The sequence below is a fragment of the Nitrospinaceae bacterium genome (assembly GCA_018669005.1).
Classification (GTDB): domain Bacteria; phylum UBA8248; class UBA8248; order UBA8248; family UBA8248; genus UBA8248.
The window spans coordinates 1-20,880 of sequence record JABJAL010000050.1; the positions used below are offsets into that span (position 1 = coordinate 1).

23 protein-coding genes are annotated in these 20,880 nt (G+C 53.6%); 18 read left to right on the forward strand and 5 right to left on the reverse strand.

Going from position 1 to position 20,880, the window contains the following annotated elements; all coding sequences use genetic code 11:
- Positions 1 to 221: 221 nt before the first annotated feature.
- Positions 222 to 1,838: an L-lactate permease gene (locus tag HOJ95_06515; GenBank protein MBT6394338.1), complete on the forward strand. Its 1,617-nt coding sequence runs from the start codon at positions 222 to 224 to the stop codon at positions 1,836 to 1,838.
- 11 nt (positions 1,839 to 1,849) lie between these two features.
- On the opposite strand, the gene HOJ95_06520 is transcribed toward HOJ95_06515, so the two are convergent.
- Positions 1,850 to 2,293 carry an acyl-CoA thioesterase gene (locus HOJ95_06520; GenBank protein MBT6394339.1) on the reverse strand — a complete coding sequence of 148 codons (444 nt, stop codon included), beginning with the start codon at positions 2,291 to 2,293 and terminating at the stop codon, positions 1,850 to 1,852.
- A gap of 177 nt (positions 2,294 to 2,470) precedes the next feature.
- Between HOJ95_06520 and HOJ95_06525 the strand changes: the two genes are divergently transcribed.
- The 10 genes from HOJ95_06525 (at position 2,471) to HOJ95_06570 (ending at position 10,952) form a co-directional block, all read left to right on the forward strand.
- On the forward strand, positions 2,471 to 3,760 hold the full coding sequence (locus HOJ95_06525; GenBank protein MBT6394340.1) for a molybdopterin molybdotransferase MoeA: 1,290 nt from the start codon (positions 2,471 to 2,473) through the stop codon (positions 3,758 to 3,760).
- A gap of 36 nt (positions 3,761 to 3,796) precedes the next feature.
- Positions 3,797 to 4,444, forward strand: a complete 648-nt coding sequence (locus HOJ95_06530) for a molybdenum cofactor guanylyltransferase (protein MBT6394341.1) — start codon at positions 3,797 to 3,799, stop codon at positions 4,442 to 4,444.
- A gap of 32 nt (positions 4,445 to 4,476) precedes the next feature.
- A complete protein-coding gene (locus HOJ95_06535; GenBank protein ID MBT6394342.1) occupies positions 4,477 to 4,941 on the forward strand; it encodes a RidA family protein in 465 nt (154 codons plus the stop codon).
- A gap of 8 nt (positions 4,942 to 4,949) precedes the next feature.
- The gene (locus HOJ95_06540; protein ID MBT6394343.1) at positions 4,950 to 5,522 is read left to right on the forward strand and encodes a sigma-70 family RNA polymerase sigma factor; all 573 of its coding nucleotides are present in this window, start codon (positions 4,950 to 4,952) and stop codon (positions 5,520 to 5,522) included.
- Positions 5,523 to 5,691: 169 nt separating this feature from the next.
- On the forward strand, positions 5,692 to 6,465 hold the full coding sequence (locus HOJ95_06545; protein MBT6394344.1) for a hypothetical protein: 774 nt from the start codon (positions 5,692 to 5,694) through the stop codon (positions 6,463 to 6,465).
- Between the two features lie 149 nt (positions 6,466 to 6,614).
- On the forward strand, positions 6,615 to 8,075 hold the full coding sequence (locus HOJ95_06550; GenBank protein ID MBT6394345.1) for a PDZ domain-containing protein: 1,461 nt from the start codon (positions 6,615 to 6,617) through the stop codon (positions 8,073 to 8,075).
- Positions 8,076 to 8,158: 83 nt separating this feature from the next.
- The gene (locus tag HOJ95_06555) at positions 8,159 to 8,467 is read left to right on the forward strand and encodes a DUF3179 domain-containing protein (protein ID MBT6394346.1); all 309 of its coding nucleotides are present in this window, start codon (positions 8,159 to 8,161) and stop codon (positions 8,465 to 8,467) included.
- Between the two features lie 33 nt (positions 8,468 to 8,500).
- Positions 8,501 to 9,256 (forward strand): DUF3179 domain-containing protein, encoded by a 756-nt coding sequence (locus tag HOJ95_06560; GenBank protein MBT6394347.1) that lies wholly within the window; start codon positions 8,501 to 8,503, stop codon positions 9,254 to 9,256.
- A gap of 112 nt (positions 9,257 to 9,368) precedes the next feature.
- Positions 9,369 to 10,160, forward strand: a complete 792-nt coding sequence (gene lgt, locus HOJ95_06565; protein MBT6394348.1) for a prolipoprotein diacylglyceryl transferase — start codon at positions 9,369 to 9,371, stop codon at positions 10,158 to 10,160.
- A 69-nt stretch (positions 10,161 to 10,229) separates the two neighbouring features.
- Positions 10,230 to 10,952, forward strand: coding sequence for a cyclase family protein (locus HOJ95_06570; GenBank protein ID MBT6394349.1), 723 nt, complete (start codon positions 10,230 to 10,232; stop codon positions 10,950 to 10,952).
- Between the two features lie 25 nt (positions 10,953 to 10,977).
- On the opposite strand, the gene HOJ95_06575 is transcribed toward HOJ95_06570, so the two are convergent.
- From HOJ95_06575 to HOJ95_06590, 4 genes are read right to left on the reverse strand one after another with little or no spacing between them, the layout of a single operon-like run.
- Positions 10,978 to 11,838, reverse strand: coding sequence for a phosphate/phosphonate ABC transporter permease (locus HOJ95_06575; GenBank protein ID MBT6394350.1), 861 nt, complete (start codon positions 11,836 to 11,838; stop codon positions 10,978 to 10,980).
- Entirely contained in the window at positions 11,835 to 12,695 is an 861-nt protein-coding gene (locus tag HOJ95_06580) for a phosphate/phosphonate ABC transporter permease (GenBank protein ID MBT6394351.1), read from the reverse strand. The genes HOJ95_06575 and HOJ95_06580 overlap by 4 nt, the downstream gene beginning before the upstream one ends.
- On the reverse strand, positions 12,692 to 13,516 hold the full coding sequence (locus tag HOJ95_06585) for a phosphonate ABC transporter ATP-binding protein (protein MBT6394352.1): 825 nt from the start codon (positions 13,514 to 13,516) through the stop codon (positions 12,692 to 12,694). Before HOJ95_06585 ends, HOJ95_06580 begins: the two co-directional genes overlap by 4 nt.
- A 52-nt stretch (positions 13,517 to 13,568) precedes the next feature.
- Complete coding sequence (locus tag HOJ95_06590) at positions 13,569 to 14,477, reverse strand: putative selenate ABC transporter substrate-binding protein (protein ID MBT6394353.1); 909 nt, start codon at positions 14,475 to 14,477, stop codon at positions 13,569 to 13,571.
- 282 nt (positions 14,478 to 14,759) lie between these two features.
- Between HOJ95_06590 and HOJ95_06595 the strand changes: the two genes are divergently transcribed.
- The 7 genes from HOJ95_06595 to HOJ95_06625 form a co-directional block, all read left to right on the forward strand.
- Positions 14,760 to 15,935, forward strand: a complete 1,176-nt coding sequence (locus HOJ95_06595; GenBank protein ID MBT6394354.1) for an acyl-CoA dehydrogenase — start codon at positions 14,760 to 14,762, stop codon at positions 15,933 to 15,935.
- Positions 15,936 to 15,953: 18 nt separating this feature from the next.
- Entirely contained in the window at positions 15,954 to 17,042 is a 1,089-nt protein-coding gene (locus HOJ95_06600) for a mandelate racemase/muconate lactonizing enzyme family protein (protein ID MBT6394355.1), read from the forward strand.
- Positions 17,043 to 17,115: 73 nt separating this feature from the next.
- The gene (locus tag HOJ95_06605; GenBank protein ID MBT6394356.1) at positions 17,116 to 18,036 is read left to right on the forward strand and encodes a fumarylacetoacetate hydrolase family protein; all 921 of its coding nucleotides are present in this window, start codon (positions 17,116 to 17,118) and stop codon (positions 18,034 to 18,036) included.
- 34 nt (positions 18,037 to 18,070) lie between these two features.
- Positions 18,071 to 18,478 (forward strand): carboxymuconolactone decarboxylase family protein, encoded by a 408-nt coding sequence (locus tag HOJ95_06610; GenBank protein MBT6394357.1) that lies wholly within the window; start codon positions 18,071 to 18,073, stop codon positions 18,476 to 18,478.
- Positions 18,479 to 18,484: 6 nt separating this feature from the next.
- A complete protein-coding gene (locus tag HOJ95_06615; GenBank protein ID MBT6394358.1) occupies positions 18,485 to 19,315 on the forward strand; it encodes an SDR family oxidoreductase in 831 nt (276 codons plus the stop codon).
- Positions 19,316 to 19,588: 273 nt separating this feature from the next.
- Positions 19,589 to 20,434, forward strand: a complete 846-nt coding sequence (locus HOJ95_06620) for a M23 family metallopeptidase (GenBank protein ID MBT6394359.1) — start codon at positions 19,589 to 19,591, stop codon at positions 20,432 to 20,434.
- A 111-nt stretch (positions 20,435 to 20,545) separates the two neighbouring features.
- The coding region (locus HOJ95_06625) for a preprotein translocase subunit SecA (GenBank protein ID MBT6394360.1) at positions 20,546 to 20,880 on the forward strand (335 nt) is incomplete at its 3' end.

The following is a 20,880-nucleotide window of genomic DNA, read 5'->3' on the forward strand; positions in this document are numbered from 1 at the left end:
AAAGAAAAAAGTATAAAAATAATTCCATGGATTGTGAGGAAAGGTGCTGCCTGGTCAATAAGGGATGGTGTGTATCCAGCATTCAATTCTTGAAGTAGCAATTATGGAAGTAGCTTTTTCGCCCAATTAGGAGTTTGAGCAAAGGTGTGTAATCTGATGTGGTGTGAGTTGATGTGTTTAACCAAAATTTTTGGTTTTAAGGATTTGCATGAGGGGGGGCGGTGGTGATTACCACGATGCCAGCCTCCGGCCTGGAATTCAGCGTGATGTCGTTTGTCTTTGCGCTGGCCCCGATTCTGGCGCTGATCGTGCTCATGCTGGGGTTCAAGTGGGGTGGCAGCAAGGCCGGGCCCGCCGGTCTGTTGGTCGCCATATTTGTCGGGTGGGCGCACTTCGGGGCGGGCGGTGATGTTTTGTATGGCGCCCTCGTTCGCGGGGTGTTTTTCAGCCTGCCCGTTCTTTACATCATCATTCCGGCTCTCGTGCTTTACCACGTGGCCGAGTTGGCGGGCGGAATACGCAACATCGGCTGGAGCGTTTGGGATATCACACAAAACCACATTCTCCAGCTGATGATTCTGGCTTTTGGGTTCACCTCGTTTTTGCAGGGCGTCGCCGGTTTCGGTATCCCGGTCGCGGTGGTCGCGCCCCTTCTCGTGGGAATCGGTTATCCGCCGATTCAGGCGGTGGCCGCCTCGCTCATCGGCCATGCCTGGGCGGTCAGCATGGGGGACATGGCGAGCAGCTTTCAGGCGCTCTTGACGGTGACGGATTTGCCATCGGCCCCGCTCGCCATTTTGATCGCCTCTTTGCTTGGTTTCTCGGGCCTTTGCGCCGCCATATCCGTCGCGCATCTTCATGCCGGTTGGAGCGCGGTCATCAGGTGGCCCCTGATTATTTTCTTTCTGGGGGGGCTCACGAGTCTGGTTCAGATCCTTTTCGCCTGGCTCGGGCTCTGGATTATTGCATCGTTCGGCGCGGGTATGGTCTGTCTGTTAGTGGGATTTGGAATGTCTAAATTCAAGCGCTATCAAACCCCCTCGCGGCCTAAATCTTATCCCGCCAAGCCCGAGGCGGATCGCGTGGTATTGAAGCGGCCGCCCCAAGGGGATAGGCGAATGAATTTTCATCTCGCCTTTTCGCCCTATTATGTTTTGGTCGTCATCGTCATGGCGGCCACTTTTGTGCCCTTTATCCACGATGCCCTTCGCGCCTGGCGAATTGAAGTTCCCCTTGAGGGGCTTCGCACATTGCGGGGATTCGTTACCCCGGAGAAAATCTGGAAGATCGAGCCGCTGGGACATCCGGGCGCGCTTTTGCTGGTGACGGCTTATATCGGGCGCTTGATTTACCGGGCGAGGGGAAGATGGCCCGGCGGCAGCCTGATGGTGGTCAAAAAAACTTTCAAAGAGGCGCACCCGACCTGCGTCGGCACACTGGCGATGGTGGCGATGGCAACCGTTATGACGGTCACGGGCATGATTCAGGTGCTGGCGGAGGGGGTGGCGGCGTTCTCAGGCTCTTTTTATCCGGCGATGGCCCCCGTGGTCGGGCTGCTCGGCTGTTTTGTCACGGGAAGCAACACAAACGCCAATATTCTTTTTGGAAAATTTCAGGTCAACGTCGGCGAGTTGCTGGGGAAAGATCCGTCCGTGCTTGCGGCAGGAAACAGTGCTGGCGGCTCGCTCGGGAGCATGATCGCGCCGGCCAAGGTTTTGGTGGGTTGCTCGACGGCGGGCCTCGCCGGAAGGGAGGGGGAGGTGTTCCGGCGGGTGTTTCCTTATTGCGTGGTGCAGGTGGCGCTAGTTGGATTGTTGACCTACTGGCTCGCCTCTTGAATGGCGTCTGGTTATTCGGCCTCGATGCTCAAGTTTCCCTCGAAGTCGCGAACAGCCGTGCGCAAATAAGCTGGCGCCCTGGTGGGTTTGCCCGATTCCTCCACGACGATAACGTAGGTGGATAGGCATGTGGTGAGATGGCGATTGTTTTCTTTTTCGTACATTTCAAATTCCATCTTGAGGCTTGAATTGCCGAATTCCGATATTCGGGTGAAGGATTCAATCACCTCATCGAACCTGGCGGGCGCGAAAAACTGGATGTGCGTGTCCACTAAATAGACATCGTGTCCCTGCCGTCTCACTTCGTCATAGGGGACGCCGATGTGGCGAAAGTAATCGAGCTGGGTGGTGTCCGTGTACAAGAGATAGTTGGCGTTGAACACCACGCCTTGCAGGTCTGTTTCTCCGAACCTGACTCGAAATTCGCTTTTGTAGCTGAAATCCTCGCGTGCCATTGAACTCTCCTATTTGTAGGAATCTATAGCGAGATTTTAGCAAAATTGGACTCTTATGGAGAGTGCAATTTCTTCCATTCATAACGTGAGCTATACTCCTGTTGTTCTATAGGGAGCCGCCTTGTTTTCAGGTGAAAAATAATTTCGGCGAACTTTTCGCCAGTTGAGGAGTCTTGAATGATAACCGTTGAAGAGGCCCAGGAGTCGATTTTTTCGAACATTGTGCCTCTAGGTCGCGAGCGGGTGCATATTAGTGACGCTCTGGGGCGTGTGCTGGCCGAGGATGTTGTGGCGCCAAGGCCGATACCGCCTTGGCGTAATTCGGCGATGGATGGGTATGCCGTTCGAGCCGGAGACATCGCCGCCGCGACAAAAAGTAATCCGGTGAAGCTTCGAATTATCGATGAGCTTCAGGCTGGGTTCGAGTCGGATAAAACAGTGGGGCCTGGCGAGGCGATTCGTATTATGACGGGTGCGCCAATTCCGGGGGGTGCCGACTCGGTGGTTATGGTTGAATTGACGGAGCGCGATGACGATTCAGAGGTAAGTATTCTCCAAAGTGTGCCCGAGGGTGAGGCGGTGCGGCTCGCGGGCGAGGATGTCGAGGCCGGAGAAAGGGTGTTTGAGCCGGGCGCATATCTTCAAGCGGCCTCTAGTGCGATGTTGGCCAGCATCGGTCGGGCGCATGTCTATGTGCATCGCCGCCCGAGGGTTGCCATTCTCTCGACGGGCGAAGAGTTGGTCGAGGTAGGCCAGGAGCCCAAGGTGGGACAGATTTTCAACTCAAATTCCTATGCGCTTGAGGCCCAGGTCAGGGAGGCGGGAGGCGAGCCGCTTCTTCTCGGAATTGCCCGTGACAATGCTGAGGATTTAGAGCGCCACCTGCGCGACGGGTTGGCGGCTGATGTCGTATTGACGAGTGGAGGCGTGTCGGTCGGTGATTTTGATCTGGTAAAGGATACGCTCGGCGATCTGGGCAATGAGATGCATTTTTGGCGGGTGCGAATGAAGCCTGGAAAACCGATGGCCTTCGGGATGTTGCAGGGCCGCCCGGTGTTTGGTCTTCCCGGAAATCCGGTTTCAACGATGGTGAGTTTTGAGCTTTTTGTTCGACCGACATTAATGAAAATGCAGGGCCATAGTGCGATTCATCGCCCGGTGGTTTCGGCACGACTGCTTCATGCACTCTCTAAATCGCCCGAGCGGCGGCATTATGTCCGGGCCCGAGCGGTATATGAGGGTGAGGGATGGTCGGTAAACGCTGTTGAGGCGCAAGGGTCGAACATTATTCATTCGATGGTGCGGGCGAATTCAATGATTATTTTTCCGGAATATGAAACCGAGCTTGAGGCGGAGAGCCAGGTTCGAGTGCTTCTTTTGGATAGCGGATCGGCTCTTTTGGGAGGACTATCCTCAGGAGAGGGGCCGGGGGCACTTATGGCAAAGGTGGAAGGCGGCCGTGGTTGAGCGAGGGCGTATGCCGATTTATGTGGGTGTGGCGGAATGAGCAAGGGTGCTAGTTTCGATTTTCCCGCTGCGATACTAGCAGGGGGGAGAAGTCGGCGAATGGGGCGCGATAAGTCACTGATGCCGATCGATGGGGTGCCACAGATATTACGCGTAGCGGCTTCCTTGGGCGATGTGTTTTCCGAGGTTTTCGTGGTGGCAAACGACGCTGGGCCTTTTGAGGCTCTGGGGCTTCGTGTGGTGGCCGATATCCTGGTAGGAAATGATTCACTGGGGGGGCTTCATACGGCGGTGTCCAACGCGGGTGCCACCGTCGAGGCCTCGAGTGAGGTTTCGACTCAGAACTCAATTGAGACGGGGCATGTTTTTGTGACGGGGTGTGATATGCCCTTTCTTCAGGCCCCGCTATTAAAAGGGTTGGCCTCTCTGGCCGAGGGTTGGGATGTGGTGATTCCTGTGCTCAGAGAGTTTCCCGAACCTCTCTGCGCGGTATACAGTGCCGCCTGCGAGGCGCCGATTCGGCAGCGAATTGAGAATGAAGATTTGAAAATGGTCGGTTTTCACGGCGATGTTACTGTAATGCTTGTCGAGGAGGCCAGGTGGCGCAAGTGGGACCCCGAGGGGCTCTCGTTTCGCAATCTTAATACCCCGGACGATCTTGAGCGTGCACTGGCTGGGCGTTGAGCGCCCACTGAGAATTTCTAGGAGAGGTGAGAATGGGAGCTGAGGAGGCTGTTGTTTCGCTGGGGCTATCTTTGCCCGATGCTCCTCCCCCGGTGGGTGCGTACGTACCTTTTGTCCAGACGGGCTCGCTTTTATTCGTCTCGGGGCAAATTCCGCTCAGGGACGGAAAGTTGATTCACGAGGGAAAGGTAGGGCGCGAGGTTGATTTTGAGGCTGCCAGGGAATGCGCCCGGCAGTGTTTTCTGAACGCACTAGCCCAGGTGAGAGCGGCTCTCGGAAGTCTCGACAGGGTATCTCGCGTGGTAAGATTGAGCGGATATGTGGCATCGGCCGAAGGTTTTACGGACCAGGCGGGTGTCTTAAATGAGTCCTCCGAGCTTGCGGTTCAGGTTTTTGGTGAGGCGGGGAAGCATTCGCGAATCGCAATTGGGGCGGCGGAATTGCCGCTAGGCTCTCCTGTTGAGGTTGATGTAATACTTGAAGTTAAGGAAAGTTAATAGTTGAAATGGCTCTAGATAGACGTGAATTTGAAACTTTGGCCCTTGAGCATATTGATGCGCTCTACAGAGGGGCTCTCAGGTTGTCTGGCAACCCTGAGGACGCCGAGGACCTCGTGCAGGATGTGTATGTGCGCGCCATCCGGTTTTACACCCAATTCCAGCCAGGGACGAATATCCGCGCCTGGCTCTTTAAAATCCTCAAAAATACCTTTATCAACCGTTTTAGAAAGAAATCTCGTACCCCAACTCAGCTTGAACTCGATGACTCGGAGTACCAGCGATCGGATTTGACCGATTTTAACGCCGGGCATTCGAAGATAGAGGGCCCAGAGGCCCAGTTCTTCAAGCGCCAGACGTCTAAGGTCATAGAAAAGGCGCTTTCCGAAATTCCCGAGAAGTTTCGGAGAATTATTGTTTTGTCTGACATTGAGGGGTTTTCATACCGCGAGATAGCTGAAATTGAGGAATGTCCCCTCGGAACGGTCATGTCCCGTCTTTATCGGTCTAGACGGATGCTCCAAGCATTGTTGGTGAAATACGATGAAACGGGGGAAATGAGCGTAGTAGAGGAAAAATGAAATTTTTTTCCCCTGGCTTTGTTATCTAAAATGTAGGTGATTATTGATTAAAGCCTTGGGAGATAGGTTTTAAGTCGATATTGTCTTGAAGTGGCCAAATTTCCTGATTATGGAAAAAGTGCTTGGTAGAGGTGAAAATCGCCTGAAGCCGAAAAATGAGGTTTTTTAGATGAACAGGGAAGACGTGGTTCGATTCATCGATGCTTATGTCGATAATGAACTGGACGTGAAGGAGGCCCTTGAGGTCCAGGCATGGATAGAGCGCGATGAGGATTGCCGGGCAGAATATGAGCGAATTATAGCTCTTAAAGAAATGCTGCGCGGACAAGATCATGAAGTGGGCCCCGTGGCCTCTGACCTGTTAAAGCACCGTGTGAAAAAAGCGATTCGGCGAGAGGGGTTGCGGAAAACTGTTTGGTTCCGTCCCTCGGCGGTGGCTGCTGCTGTCGCTGCTTTCGTGGTTCTTGGCTGGGCGGGCTACCAGCGGGTAGCGGTGGTTCCTGCGCCTTTGGTTTCCGACACGATCATGGTCTACAGGGTCGAGACGGGCAATCCCCTTGATTTAAAGTCCGGAAATTTTCAACAAGTATCCTCATGGCTGGCTCAAAAGTTTCAACAGAAAGTCAGTACGCTAGAGCTCAAAGGTGAAATGCTCGGCGCGCGCCTGTGCCCGTTTGCCGGCCAGAAGGGGGCCATGATTCGCTACCGCCACAAGAGCAAGAATATGGCGCTCTTCATCGGCGATGCTAGCGCGATTCGCTATGATCTACCCATGCTCGCGAGCTTTCGCATCAACGGGCAAAAAGTTTTTGAGGCTGAAAAGGATGGATTCCGCCTTGCTTTCTGGCGAAAGGGTATGTGGTTCTATGCCCTGGTGCTAGAGGGTGTTGAGGGGCAGGAAGACATCAGGGGTATCATGAGCCAGGGGACATTTAAGTTTTAGTCAATATTTATGTATAAACAGGAAAAGCCCCGGAAAAGCGGGGCTTTTTTTGTGCCTGTTTGAGGCTGGTCCTATGTGCAGACGGGAGAGTATAATCCCTCTAGTTAGTTTTGCCGTGCCAATTGCCTATATATAAAAGAGAGGGCCGCATGATTTTTCGCTTATTATCGATTTCAGTTCTTTCCCTTTGTTTTTTGGTGTCCGGTGCCCAGGGAGCCGTTAGGAGTGAGTCTGCTCTTCGAGAAATTGAGGGAGTTTTCATAGGGATCGCCGAGCGGGTGAAGCCCGCCGTGGTTAGTATTCGCTCCGAGAGCCGGGTGAGTAGGCCCGCTCGACGAGCACCGAAGAAAAATCCGGGGAATGAGAAGGGAAAGCCTCCCAAGCCGCATCCCAATCTTCCTCGATTCTCCTCGGGCTCCGGATTCATTGTCGATCCCGAGGGCTACATTCTCACCAATAATCACGTTGTTTCGAACTCGCGCCGCCTTCGGGTTCGCCTGTCCGATAAATCGGAATACTGGGCAAGGGTTATCGGCACAGATCCCTACACGGATCTTGCCTTGATCAAAATCGATGCGCCCACGCCTCTACCCATGCTCAAGTTGGGAGACAGCGAAAAGGTGAAGGTTGGCCAATGGTCAATCGCCGTTGGCGATCCCTTTGGCATCACCCGAACATTCACGGTTGGTGTGGTCAGTGGTATGGGCCGGACGGGTGTTGGCGTCGCGCGGTATGAGTATTTCATCCAGACGGATGCCGCCATCAACCGCGGGAACAGCGGTGGCCCATTGCTCAACATCGATGGCGAGGTGATCGGAATAAATACGGCCATCCCGGCGCCGGGAAGCGGCTTGGGATTTTCCATTCCAATAAATATGGCCCGCGACGTAATGAAATATCTCAGGCGCCTGGGCACTTTTCCCAGAGGGTATCTCGGGGTGACGATCCAGCCGGTCGGAAACGATATGGCCCACCTCCTCGGGCTCAAATCTCCGTCCGGTGCGCTGGTGGGCTCATTGCTCAAGGATGGTCCCGCCATGCACGCTGGGGTTAAGGCCGGAGATGTAATCGTCGAAATCGACGGCAAGTATGTGGATGATACGGCGCATTTACAACGGCTGGTTGGGTGGACGCCTCCGGGCAAAGCGGTGAATCTGAATGTCGTTCGCTATGGCAGGAAAAGGAAGCTTACCGTCAAACTGACGAAGCTTCCTGATTCGCCAGCGTCGAATAAAAAACCTCTTTCTCCTGGTCCGACGGAGCCAGCCCAGTTGGGGAGCTATGGGATGAGTGTTGAAACCCTCTCGCCAGCTTTGATGAAGAAAAACCTACTGACAAAATCTGGAGGGGTTTATATCAATGAAGTTGAGCCCGGATCTCGCGCATTCAGGGACGGGGTTCGTGTGGGTATGGTGATTCGGGAATTCACCTACCGGGCGCCGGGGGGCAGAACGGCTCCCGTTCGCGTTCCCATTAGCGGGCTTGATGAATTTGAAGGCGTTCTCGACAAAATCCCGGCTGGCTCGAATGTGCTTGCGCGAATCACCCGAGGCTCGCCCCGAGGGGAGAGGTCGTTTTTCATGATCATGAGGAGTGTTCGCGCGAAATAGTTGTTTGTTTTTTGTGGCGAGAGGGGCCGCACCTTTTATTGTGTTGATGCCGCGTATGTTGGGTATCGAAAGGAGCGAGCTTGATGAAAAATAATTGGAGTTCTCTGGGATTAGCGTTCTTGTTGTCGGTGTTGACAACTTTAGCACCGGTGTCTTCTCTAGCCGGGCCCGCTGATGAAATACGTACTCTTTTGCCCAAAGATGGTATCCCCTCCATAGACAAACCGGAATTTGCGACGGTCCTGGCAGGCGATAAGTTCATGAAGCCGGGCGAGTTGATTATCGGGGTGGATATCGAAGGTGATCGCCGGGCCTATTCGGTCCCGTTGCTCAGCTCTCACGAAATTGTAAACGATGTCGTGGGGGGGCGGAAGATAGCTGTCACCTGGTGACCACTCTGCTTTACGGCCATCGTGTATGACCGCATGTTGGAAGGGCGAGAGCTTTCGATCGGGGTTTCCGGGAAGCTGTGGAAAAATGTTTTGATCATGTATGACCGGCAAACCGACACCCTGTGGAGTCACCTGACGGCTGAGGGGCTTATAGGTCCCTTGAAGGGTAAAACCCTTACTTCAATCCCGTCGGCAATGATGACGTGGGCTGAATGGAAGCGTCTATTTCCCGATACCAAAGTTCTCAAGAAAAAAATCGGCCTGTTTGGCTCCTCAAGCAGAGATCCTTATGAGGGATACTATTACAGTTCACAGGCGGGCGTAATTCCACAAAAATTTAGAGACAAACGTCTTCATCCAAAGACTTTTCTCGTCGGTGTCGTGCTAGGCTCTGGTTCCTCTGGTCAAAAAAAGGCAAAAGTCTATCCGTTTGCGGACCTGAATCGCGCCGGTGTGGTGAACGATAATTTCGCCGGGCACGATCTGCTCGTTTCCTACTGTGAGTCGGCCAAATCGGGGGTCGTCTTCGGGCGGCGTCTGGGTAATAAATTGTTGACGTTTGAAGTGGATGGAAAAAATACTTCGAAACCGGAAGCGGGCGGAGCCAAGGGTGGGTGTCGTTTCATGCGCGACCGGGAGACGGGAAGCAGGTGGGTTCTGCTCACTGGTGAGGCTGTCGAGGGTCCTCTCAAAGGCAAAAAGCTGGGAAAAATCACAAGCACCCAGTCTTTCTGGTTCGGGTGGAAGGATTATTATCCTAAAAGCGCCATTTATCGCCACAAACAGTAAAGGCAAAATATCCCTCATTGTTTTGAGATTTCAAGCTCGTTGGATGATAATACCCCTTCGCTTGAAGGGGTATTTTTTTGGGGCGATTAAGAGCCCGATGTGAGGTGTCAGTTTGAGTCCCATTATTTTTCAGATTGGTCCATTTGCACTTCGATGGTATGGGTTAATGTATGTCGCGGCTGTTCTGGTCGGTGTGTGGTTGGCTGGAAAAGAAGCTGAGCGCAAAAAGCTTCCCATAACTTCCGATGAAATCATGAATTTTGGTCTCCTGGCCATGTTCTCTGGAATCCTCGGGGGGCGAATATACTACGTCGTGTTCAACTGGGATTTCTACGGACGCAGCATGTGGGAAATTCCTCAAATTTGGCACGGTGGGTTGGCCATTCATGGCGGCCTCATAGCCGGTGTGCTGGCCGGGTTTTTGTATTTGAAAAATCATCCCGTACCAACGTTTTCGTTCGCCGATGCGGTGGCGCCCTCGATAATGCTTGGTCAGGTGTTTGGCCGCTTTGGTAATTTCATGAATGGTGATGCCCACGGCGTTCCTACCGAATCGATGTTTGGTCTCGTGTTTCCGGCAGAGAGTATCGCAGGGCGGCAGTTTCCTGGAATGACGATTCACCCGGTAATGCTTTATGAGTTGGTATTGAATCTCATCTGGTTTGTCTTGTTGAGGAAACTCCGCCTCCGAGACCATAAGGCGGGTTTTGTTTTCTGTATGTATTTCATTCTGTACTCTGTCGGCCGGGCCGCTGTGAGTGGATTTCGGGCAGATAGTCTGTGGTTCGGGCCTGTGCGTGCAGCCTATATTGCGAGCGCCGTTTTGATCGTGGCCTTCGGGTTCATTATTTACCGCAACCGTCTTTGGCAAGGGGAAGGGACGCCCGGGAAAAGAAAAGCTTAACCGAGTGGACTACAGTTCCTTTGCCTGGACCTTTTATTTTCTCTACTCATCTTTAAGGGGAGTCGAATCATGAAGTGGCGAATTGTCGATCTAACACAAGAAATTTATAACGGCATGCCTGTTTATCCGGGACACCAGCGAACCGTGGTTTACCCCGCCAAGACGCACGAGGAGACTTCCTACGCTTACCGCGATTCGCCCTCGGGCCACACCTCGACGACCAATATCCTACTGATGAGCGACCATGGGCCAACCCATGTGGATGCTTTTATCCATATGGACGGCAAGCCTGGTGCCGAGACAATTGACGAGCTAGGTTTCGAGTGGTTCTTCACGGACGCTGTCTGCCTGGATCTGACGAAATTTTGTGGCACGGACGAATGGATGAGTGCTCAAGATCTTGAGGATGCCTGCAAGGCCGCGAATCTTGAGATTCCAGACAAGGGGACGGTGCTCATCTGGACGGGGCATTACGAGAAAAACTATGGGGGCGACTTCAACGAGTGGCTCTACAAGTATCCGGGCCTGAGCGAGGAGGCGATGAACTGGCTAGCCGACCGTGGGGTCGTCAATGTGGGCATCGACTCGCCGAGCGTGGACTCATCGGGCGCGATGAAGGACAGAGGCTATTGGGCGCACAAGGTGTGCCGCGAGCGCAAGGTCCTCAACGTCGAGAATATGGCCAATTTGAAGGAAGTTGCCGGGACGAAATTCGTCTTCTCGTGTCTGCCGCTTAAAGTGCGGGGCGGCACAGGCTCGCCGGTGCGTTGCGTGGCGATTTATTTCGATTAGCGCGGCCTGATTCTGTCGTTCTGGTTTAAAACGTAGCCTCAAGCTTACGCCTGAGGTAGCCGCTTAGGAGATCCACCGCGTTGACGAGGATGAAGGTGGCGATTGTCAGGGTGGCGAGGCGGGATTCGAGGAACAGCGAGATGGAGATGTGCATTTGCTGGCCTAGGCCGCCTGCGCCGACAAAGCCCAAGATTGCCGCCGCGCGGATGTTCACCTCCCAGCGGTAGAGGGTGTAGGCGATAAGTTGAGGGGAGGCTTGCGGGAGTGCCCCGTAGACGAAGGCCGTGAATCTTGAGGCGCCGGCTGCACGGAGGGCCTCGATTGGCTCGCGGCGAACGTTCTCTGCGGTTTCGGCATAGAGTTTGCCCATTACGCCTGCGTTGTGAATCCCTAGGGCCAGGGTGCCGGCGAAGGTGCCCAATCCCACTGCAAAGACAAAAAAAATGGCCCAGACGATCTCGGGTATCGTTCTAAAGAGGTTGAGGAGTGCCCGCGCAATAATGTGGAGAGTGCGCCGCGCCGCGCGATGGCGAGCCGAGGTGCTCTCCCATTCACCTCCTGCACCGATGAGCTCCTCGGAGGCGGCAAAATACAGAAGCGCGAGCGCGAGGACGGCAGCCAGGGCGGTCCCCCCTATGGATATGGCCAAAGTCTCGGCTGCGGCTTCGAGGGTGGTGTTCAGAAATTTGGCCCCAGTCTCGGGAGGCCAAAATTTTGAGAGATACTCGCCTGCCTGCCCGATTCCGCCAGGTGTTAAGATTTGAAGGATTTCTCCCCGTGCGACCGAGAAGCTCCAGACCAAGAGTGCGGCCAGGATGGCGAGCCACCCCCATTTCTCATTGGAGGCCGGGCGTGCCGGAATTTGTGTTTTCACGGCTCCGCTCATGTGAATTTTCTCCGGATGTAGCCGCTTATCACATCGGCCAGCGCTACCAGCAAGAATAGCTCGATGATGAGTGTTGCTGTCTGCGGGTGCTCGAACATGCGAATTGATATTTCTATTTGCTGCCCGAGGCCGCCTGCGCCCACGAAACCGAGTATCGCCGCCGCACGCATGGCGCACTCCCAGCGGTAGAGGGTGTAGGAGAGTAGAGTGCGCATCGCGCCAGGAATGACCCCGTAGGCGATTGCCTGGGGCCTGCTCGCACCCGCAGCTCTCAGGGCGATGGCAGGGCGCATGTCGGTGCCCTCCATGATTTCAGCAAAGACTTTTCCCATGATCCCCGCGTAGGCTACCCCAATTCCCAGGATGCCCGCTGCGGCACCGAGCCCGGTCATCCGAACGAACAGCAGTGCCCAGATAATCTCGGGAATCGAGCGCATGGCGTTGAGCGTGAGGCGTGATATCCAGTAGGGCGAGGGGCGCAGGGCGCCTCTGATCCCCTTGGCGGGCGGGTCGCCCTCAAATAGCGGGCCGCCGCCCAGATGAAAGGTGCCTGCCGCCATGAGCGAGAGGGGGATTCCTAAGACGAGCGCCAGCGCCGTGCCTGCTGTGGCCAACTGGATTGTCTCAAGGGCTGGCCGAAGAGTGGTGATAAGAAAGTCAGCGCTCAGGTCGGGGGGGAGGAATCCTTTGCCAAAGTCGGCCATCGAGCCTAGCGCATCCGGGTAGATGAGAAGTGCCGGGTTGAACTCGACGAAGCGAAGGCTAGCCAGAACGGCTGCCGCACAGGCAATGAAAAGGACGAATCTTCCGACCGCCATGGGTGGGCGATGAGGCGGCTGCTCGATAGATGTGCTCACCCGGCCAGGCTCTCCTTCATTGCCTCGCCGATCCAGGCGCGAGCCTCGCCCTCGGGAATTTCTTCATCGCCTTCGTAAAGGCCCACCAGAAGATTTTCGGTGATTCCCTCGGGTGGAAGATCGAAGAAAACCTCGCCCGCGTGGAGGCCGATGATTCGTGGAAAATGCCGAAGGGCGACGGGGACGTCATGGAGATTGACGACAACGGTTTTTTCGTCCTCCTCGCTCAATTCGCGTAGAAGTTGAATGAGGGCGTCCGCCCGCGAGGGGTCTACGCTGGCGATGGGCTCGTCTGCCAGCAGGTGGCTCGGGTTCTGAATTAGGGCCCGTGCGATAGCCACCCGCTGCTGCTCGCCCCCACTCAGGCGGTCGGTGCGCTCCCAAAGTTTGGCGAGTACCCCCACCTTCTGGGCAACTTCGGCGGCGCTGGTGGTCTCTCTGGGTGAGAGAAGCGAGTAGAGCGCCTTCAAGATGGACCAAGACGATAGCCTACCCGCCAGGATGTTGTGTACCGCCCTCAAGGTGGGGATGAGATTGTGTTGCTGGTAAATCGTACCCGTTCGGGCGCGTAGGGTGCGGAGGGCTTTGCCGTTTAAGTCGGCAGGGTTCAAGTCGCTCACCCGCACATCGCCGCTATCAGGCCGAAGGGTCAGGTTCATGAGCCGGAGTAGGGTGGTTTTTCCGGCACCGCTGGGTCCAATGATCGCAATAAACTCTCCGGGCCGGATCGAGAGCGTAATGCCGTTTAGAGCATCATTCCAGCCGCCGTTGGACAGGCGAAACCGCTTGCGGACATCTGTAAGCTCAAACGCGGATTCCATTGCATGCCTATCGAATAATTAGTGTTTTGCTAAATGTGGGAAGCAGCTAGACTTATTGGGTCGCTTCTTTTTTAAGCAGTCCCGCTTCTCTCGCTGCTAATTCTATCGCTTTGAAGTCAGCTCCGAAAGCCAGAACATAGCCTTTCGCGCGTTGTAGGGAGAGAATTTTTCGGTGTTCGGGATTTTTATGGTTTAGTTTCAAGAAGGCGCTAGCGAGTTTACTGAGAACCTCGCGCGGAAGATCGGCCCGGGCTGTCCAGTTGTAATCGACATAGCCTGGTGTGGTGTAGAAAACGCGGACTTTTTTCGTGTTCACCTTGCCAGCGTTTACCAGCTTGCTCCAAACGGCCTCGTTAAGCGCACCGGCCTTGACCTTGCCTGCCTCGACCCATTTGGCGGTGGCATCGTGGGAGCCTGAAAAGCTGAACCTGGCAAAATCTTTTTCGGGCACGATACCCGCCTGTTTGAGGAAAAAGCGGGGCATGAGATGGCCCGAGGTGCTGCTCACGCTACCGAATGTAAATGTTTTTCCTTTAAGATCTTTGAGACTTTTGATGCCGCTGTTAGTGGCGGTAATGAATTTGCTTTTGAATTCGAGGTCGCGCCGCCGCATGACCAGGGGAACAGCATTTCCTTTTGTCCGTATGCGGGCCTGTACATGGGTGAAGCCGCCGTACCAAACAAGATCAACTTTCCTCGCCGCGAGGGCTTCGACCGTTGCAACGTAATTGATGAGCGGGATGAATTTTACGGGCCTTCCGATTTCCTTTTCGAGGTAGGTGGCCAGCGGCGCGAATTTTCTAATCAATTCGGTAGGGGCTTCATCCGGAATTGCAGAGATGCGAAGCGGGGCGGCGGTAGCTGTAAACGGGAAAAGAATTATTGCCAGCACGAATAGGACACGCGCTTTTTTAAATCGTTTTTTTGTCACGTTAAAAAATCCCTGTAATTGAGTTGCCATATGTCCAAGTGCATATGATGAACTTGCTTGAGGGGCGGCGAAAGTTAATAGGAAAAGCCTATGGAAGACATGGGAGATGGTCAATGCCCAAAATAAGACTGTAAATTCTGCAATAAGTATTATCTGGCTCGATGGCGGTATTTCAGGACAAAGGATTGCCGCCTTGACACCATTTCCGAGGGACGGATACCATCGCCCCAATCCCATATTTATCCTTTATTTTCGGGTAATTTAGCGTAATTTCCCATTTGACGTTGGTAGGTATCATAAAAGGAGTTTTTCGTGGACTTTGCCCTTACAGAAGAGCAGCTTGCCCTCCAGCAACTAGCCCATGATTTTGCCGAAAGGGAAATCAGACCAATTGCCCATGCGCAAGAGAAAATTGAGGACCCGGAGAAACGATTTCCATGGGAAGTTGTTGAAAAGGGTAGCCATGTAGGTTTGAGAACCCTTGCCTTGCCTGAGGAAATGGGGGGAGCCGGTGCCGATGTTCTTACCCTTTGCCTGGTTGGCGAGGAGCTTGCCTGGGGTGATCTGGGTATCGCCGTGACGTTCGATCAGACCTGGAAAATTTCGCATTTCTTCGAGCGCCTGGCCAATGAAGAGCAGCGTGCCAGATATTTACCTGCATTTTTGGAAGATCACCGCTTCCACCTCGCAGTAGGCATGACGGAGCCCAATGCCGGCTCGGATAATATTTTGCCCTATAACAGCCCCGATGCCGGGATGCGGACCACTGCTGTTCTCAACGGAGACGACTGGGTGGTTAACGGGATGAAGCATTTCATTAGCAACGGCGGCATCGCCAAACTCTATTTCATGGCATTTCGCACGGACATAACGAAAGGTGTTGATGAGGGGGTGACGTATTTCATCGCCACGCCCGATATGGACGGATTTACATACGGGCGCGTTCACGAAAAAATGGGTCAGCGTCTTTCGCAGAACGCCGAGCTAATTTTCGATAACTGCCGTATTCCAGACGCCAACCGTGTGACCGAAGTGGGCGGTGCGATGGCGGCGCGCAAGCGTTTCGTTCGCGGCTCGAACATCGAGGCGGCTGCCACCGTTCTGGGAACAGCGCGCGCGGCATATGAAGAGGCCCTGGAGTACGCCCGCAATCGGGTTCAGGGGGGAAGTCCGATTATCGATCATCAGGCGGTCGGGTTCATGTTGTGTGATTGTTTCGCAGAATATGAGGCCTCGCGCCGCCTTCTACATTACGCGGCATGGACGACGACTAAAGATGACCTTTATGATCCAAAGATGGGTTTCATGACGAAGGTTTTTGTCTCGGAGGCCGCCTTCCGAATCGCCACGAAGGCGCTGGAGGTGTGGGGCGGCATGGGCTACATGACCGAGGCGCCCATGGAGAAATATCTTCGTGATGCAACAAGTTTTCTGCACTCCGATGGAACGAACCAGGTGATGCGTATTCGCACGATGCCATTTTTATAAAAGGAGAAATGTACTGCGATGTCAAATTTGAAAATCAGGTCGGTCGAGGCAGTGGCGATGCCGCTTCCCCTGGCAAAGCCAATCGGAAGCTCGCTTGGGACCTACACGGTGGTGGATTTCACCGTTGTTCAGGTTCACACAGAGGACGGCCCGAGTGGCACCGGATTCACGATGGGACTAGGGGGGCATGCCAGCACCGCCATCGTTCCTTATATCCAGAATGAACTGGCGCCGTTAGTTGTTGGGCAGGATGCCCTGGCACCCGAGGCGATATGGCAGCGGCTCTGGGGACCCAACAAGGCCCGCATGCGTGCGGGGCTAGGCGTCTGGGCGCTCTCGGCTGTTGATATTGCCTGTTGGGACATCATGGGAAAGGCAGCCGGGATGCCGGTGCACCGCTTGTTGGGCGGATTTCGGGACGAGGTTCCGGTCTATGGTAGTGGTGGTTGGCACACCTTGAGCGATAATGAGCTCGTCGCCGAGTGTCAGGATTTTATCAACCGGGGATTTGATGCGTATAAATTCAAGATTGGAACACCCCGCGATGAGGAGCGGATTTCGCTCCTCCGCAAGGAGGCGGGTGAGGACGTTACGCTCTTCGTGGATGCGAATCAAAAATACAATGTGCGCGAGGCGGTAGATGTTTCCTGCATGCTGGCCGAGTACGGTGTCGCGTGGTTCGAGGAGCCTGTTATTGCCGATTCGCTCGACGATCTCGCCGAGATTGCTGAAAAAAGCATGGTGCCTGTCGGGGCGGGAGAGAACCATTATATGCGTTGGGGATTTAGGGAAATGTGCGAGCGGCGGGCGGCCTCTTTCCTTCAGCCGGATGTTACACGGATGGGCGGTATCACGGAGTTTCAAAAAGTGGCGCATCTAGCCGATGCCTATAACCTCTCGCTGAGCAGCCATCTGGCACACGAGATTTCGATCAGTCTGGTTGGGGCAACGCCGAGTGGCTACATGGTGGAGTTTATGGACTTGTTTCCGTCCGATTCGTTGACGAGAAAGTTTGAGGCCAAGGGAGGATTCATGAAGGTGCTCGATGTTCCGGGGCACGGTCTTGAATTGACTCCCGAGGCGATAAAAAAATATTCGGCGGCCTAGCAGATTTGCTGGTTTGGTATCTTGGCGTGTGCAGGTTGCGGGCCCATTTGTATAAATCTAAGGAGGCGTAATAGTGAAGCTGATTACTTATGACTATCGCGGTGTTGCGCGAGTAGGTGTTTATGTGGGCGATAAGATTGCGCACATCGCTCGTTTGTCGGGAATTCTGGGAGACCCGGTGAATCCGGCCACAATGGTGGAGTTGATAGAGAACTGGGACGAATTAGGTCCTAAGGTTCGTGCCCATGTAGCCGAGGCTGAGAAAAATACGGGGGAGCTTGCGCCTGTTCTCATGGACCCGGCCGAGGTGTCGTTCATGGCGCCGGTGCCGAATCCGGGCAGAAACGTTCTCTGTATGGGGTTGAATTATACGGACCATGTGAATGAGGGTCTCAAAGCCAAGGATGTCAAAACGACCAAGGTGGAGTACGACGCCCCGATGTTCTTCACAAAGGCGCCCTCCACCCTGATTGGACATGGGGAGGGGATCCCGAGGCATAACTGTTCAGAGAAGTACGATTATGAGGCGGAGATCTCCGTCATCATCGGGAAGCGGGGAATCAACATTCCGGCGGATAAAGTCTACGACCATATATTCGGGTATTGTTGTGGCAACGATATTTCCGCCCGTGACATTCAACGTAAGCACAACCAGATTTTCAAGGGTAAAACCCTTGACCGATCCTGCCCTCTGGGACCCTTCATCGTTCCGAGGGAAGATTACGGGGACCCGATGAACAAGACCCTGAAGAGCTGGGTCAACGGGGAGATTCGCCAAGATTCCACCACAGCAAACATGATTTACGATATCCCGGCCATGCTTTCGTCGCTCTCGGAGGGCTTTACGCTTGTGCCGGGGGATATCTTCTTGACGGGAACCCCTTCGGGCGTTGGTTATGCGCGTGAGGTGCCCTCGTTCCTCGTGCCGGGCGATGTTGTTGAGGTTGAGGTCGAGGGTCTTGGTCGGCTCACGAATCCGGTCGTAGAGGCATAGACGGTTAGCTCTTAACGTTTGAAGGGAGTGTTTGATGGTAGATGAGGAAGGATTCTATCCTCCGGCTATACGGCGCGGAAACGAGCAGTATGGCGATGGGTACTCGGAGGCTTTGTTTGAGCGGCTCAATAAGCTGGACCCCGAGTTTTCGATGATCTTCCAGCGCAGTGTGCATGGCGGGCTCTATGACCGGGATGTGATTGACCACAAGACGCGTGAGCTTTGCGCCATCTCGGCGCTTTGCGTGACGGGCATGTTCAATCAGATGCGCGCCCATTTTTCGGCGGCGGCGAGCTATGGCGCCACAGACAGGGAGATTCTAGAGGTAATTATTCAGATGTTCACCTATATTGGGGCACCAGCTGTCCTTGAGGGTATCAAGGTCTACGAGGGGTGGCTTAGCGAAGGGCGCACGATGAGCGGATTTGGCTCAAGTCATTGATATTAAATGACTAAGGTGGAAAATCGCGCGAGGCGGCTTGAGGGACGGGTGGCGCTCGTCACCGGGGCTGGCGGCGAAATTGGCCGGGGAATCGCACGCTGCCTTGCCGAGGAGGGCGCCTCGCTCGCCCTGGCCGATATTTCGCCTGAAGGAGCGGCAAGTTGCTGTGAAGAGGTCGCGGCCATGGGTGCCAAGGCGGTGGCTATTCCCCTTGATGTGACCCAGGCCGCCGAATGCGAGGCCACTGTTGATAAGGTCTGCTCGGAGTTTGGTGGACTCGATATTTTGGTAAATAACGCAGGTGTCATAGGTGGGCCAAATTTCAAGCTGGGCCTACCTCTTTCGGATATCTCCGAGGCGGACTGGGATGCCACCTACTCGGTGAACGTTAAGGGTGTGTTCCTTTTATGCCGAGCGGCCCTTCCTGTCATGCAGGAGGCTAAGTGGGGCCGAATCGTTAATATCTCCTCGCGGGCGGGTCGCCATGGTACGGAGGCACTTCCACACTACAGTGCAAGCAAAGCTGCGGTTATTATTTTCACTCAAGCGCTTGCCCGTGAAGTGGGACGCTATGGAATCACGGCAAATGCAATTTGCCCCGGTTTGATTTGGAGCGCGATGTGGGAGAATTTGGCTGGGTTATATCGGCAGAAATTTCCCCATCTTGAAGGACTTTCGTCTCGGCAAGTATTTGACGATTTTGTGAATTCAACTCCTTTACGCCGGGAACAGACCCCCGATGACATCGGAAGGGCGGCGGCGTTTTTGTCCTCCGGTGATGCTTGTACCATTACCGGACAGGCACTTCTGGTCGATTCTGGGGCAGTAATGGGTTGAAATCACCGAAACAAATGATATTTCAGTATATTAGAATGATGTCGTTGACAAATTTGTGGACAGGATGATAACTTATTTTGAATGTGACATTTGGAAGAAGGAAATACCTATAAAAAAGAACTATATGAAGCCTAAGTGTTTGATTAATTTGAGATGTAGTTAAACTTTAATGTGGGTTTTGGAGTCCTTGTTTTGGCGGGTAAAAAATATACAGTCATAATCATACCGGATAAATCTAGCGGAACAGTACGTTTTGGGGTGACGCGACGCACGATGTGGATGTCGATTTTCTGCGTTTTTATCTTAGGGGCGCTCAGTATATTTTTGGTTAATGACCGGGTTTCCCTAGAGAAGCAGATTGTACGGCTTGAGCCTCTTCATAAGAGGGCTGTAGCACAAAGAAAGCTTTTAGAGAGATTCAGTGTGCGTCTTCAGGAAATTGATAATGGCTTGACAGGTTTACAGAAATTTGAAGAGCAGCTTCGAATCATGGCTTCAGTTAAGCCGAAGGCTTTGAAAAATGAGATCGGTCTCGGAGGGGTTAGCAAGGACGATCAGTATTTAGATTTCGAGGGGCTTGCTCCTTCCGGTCGACGATTTGCCACTCGCCTTAATCGCCAGTTCTTGGATATCGAACAAAGGACATCTACTCAAAAGAGAGCATTTAAGTATCTGGTGAGTGCATTTAATGAAAAGAAAGTACTCCTTTCGCATACCCCTTCAATTTTGCCCGTAAGGGGTTGGTTGACTTCAGGATTTGGAAACCGATTTTCTCCGTTTACGGGACGTAAAGAATTTCATGCAGGGATCGATGTTGTTGCCCGAAGGGGGGCGGGTGTGATTTCCCCTGCAGATGGCTTGGTGATCAAAGCACGTAGAGAATCTGGATATGGGAATGTTCTTGAAATTCGACATATGCAGGGAATCGTAACGAGGTATGCACATCTAAAGAAAAATTTATTGCGTGCGGGGGCTCGTGTTAGGCGAGGGGAAATTGTTGCTCAGGTGGGGAGTACAGGTCGTTCGACGGGTCCCCACCTTCATTATGAAGTCCGCCTGAACGGAGTCGCTGTCAATCCCATGCTGTATATCGTTGATTCTCCAGTAGCGCGGAGATGATTGCGACTCTGTCCTGAAATTAAATTCTAGTTTTATCTCTCTCGTGCTAATCTGAAATTAGATGGAGGCGATTTCGTCTCTTATATGTAGAAATATCTATCGGAGCTAACTATGGCTGGGTCGATTCTTGAAAGAGGCCTATCAAAATTAAACGGTGTTTTCGGAACCGCTAACGAGCGGCAGATCAAGAAAATTCAACCGATTTTAGAGTTGGTGAATTCGCTTGAGTCTCGTTATCTGGAAATGACAGATGATGAGTTGAAGGATGAAACCCCAATATTCCGTGAACGTTTAGCGAGTGGCGAAACCCTCGACGATATTCTCCCCGAAGCTTTTGCTTTGGTGCGAGAAGCTGGTCGCCGCTTTCTGAATATGCGTCATTTTGATGTGCAGATTATTGGGGGAGTGGTCCTTCACCAAGGAAAAATCGCCGAGATGAAAACCGG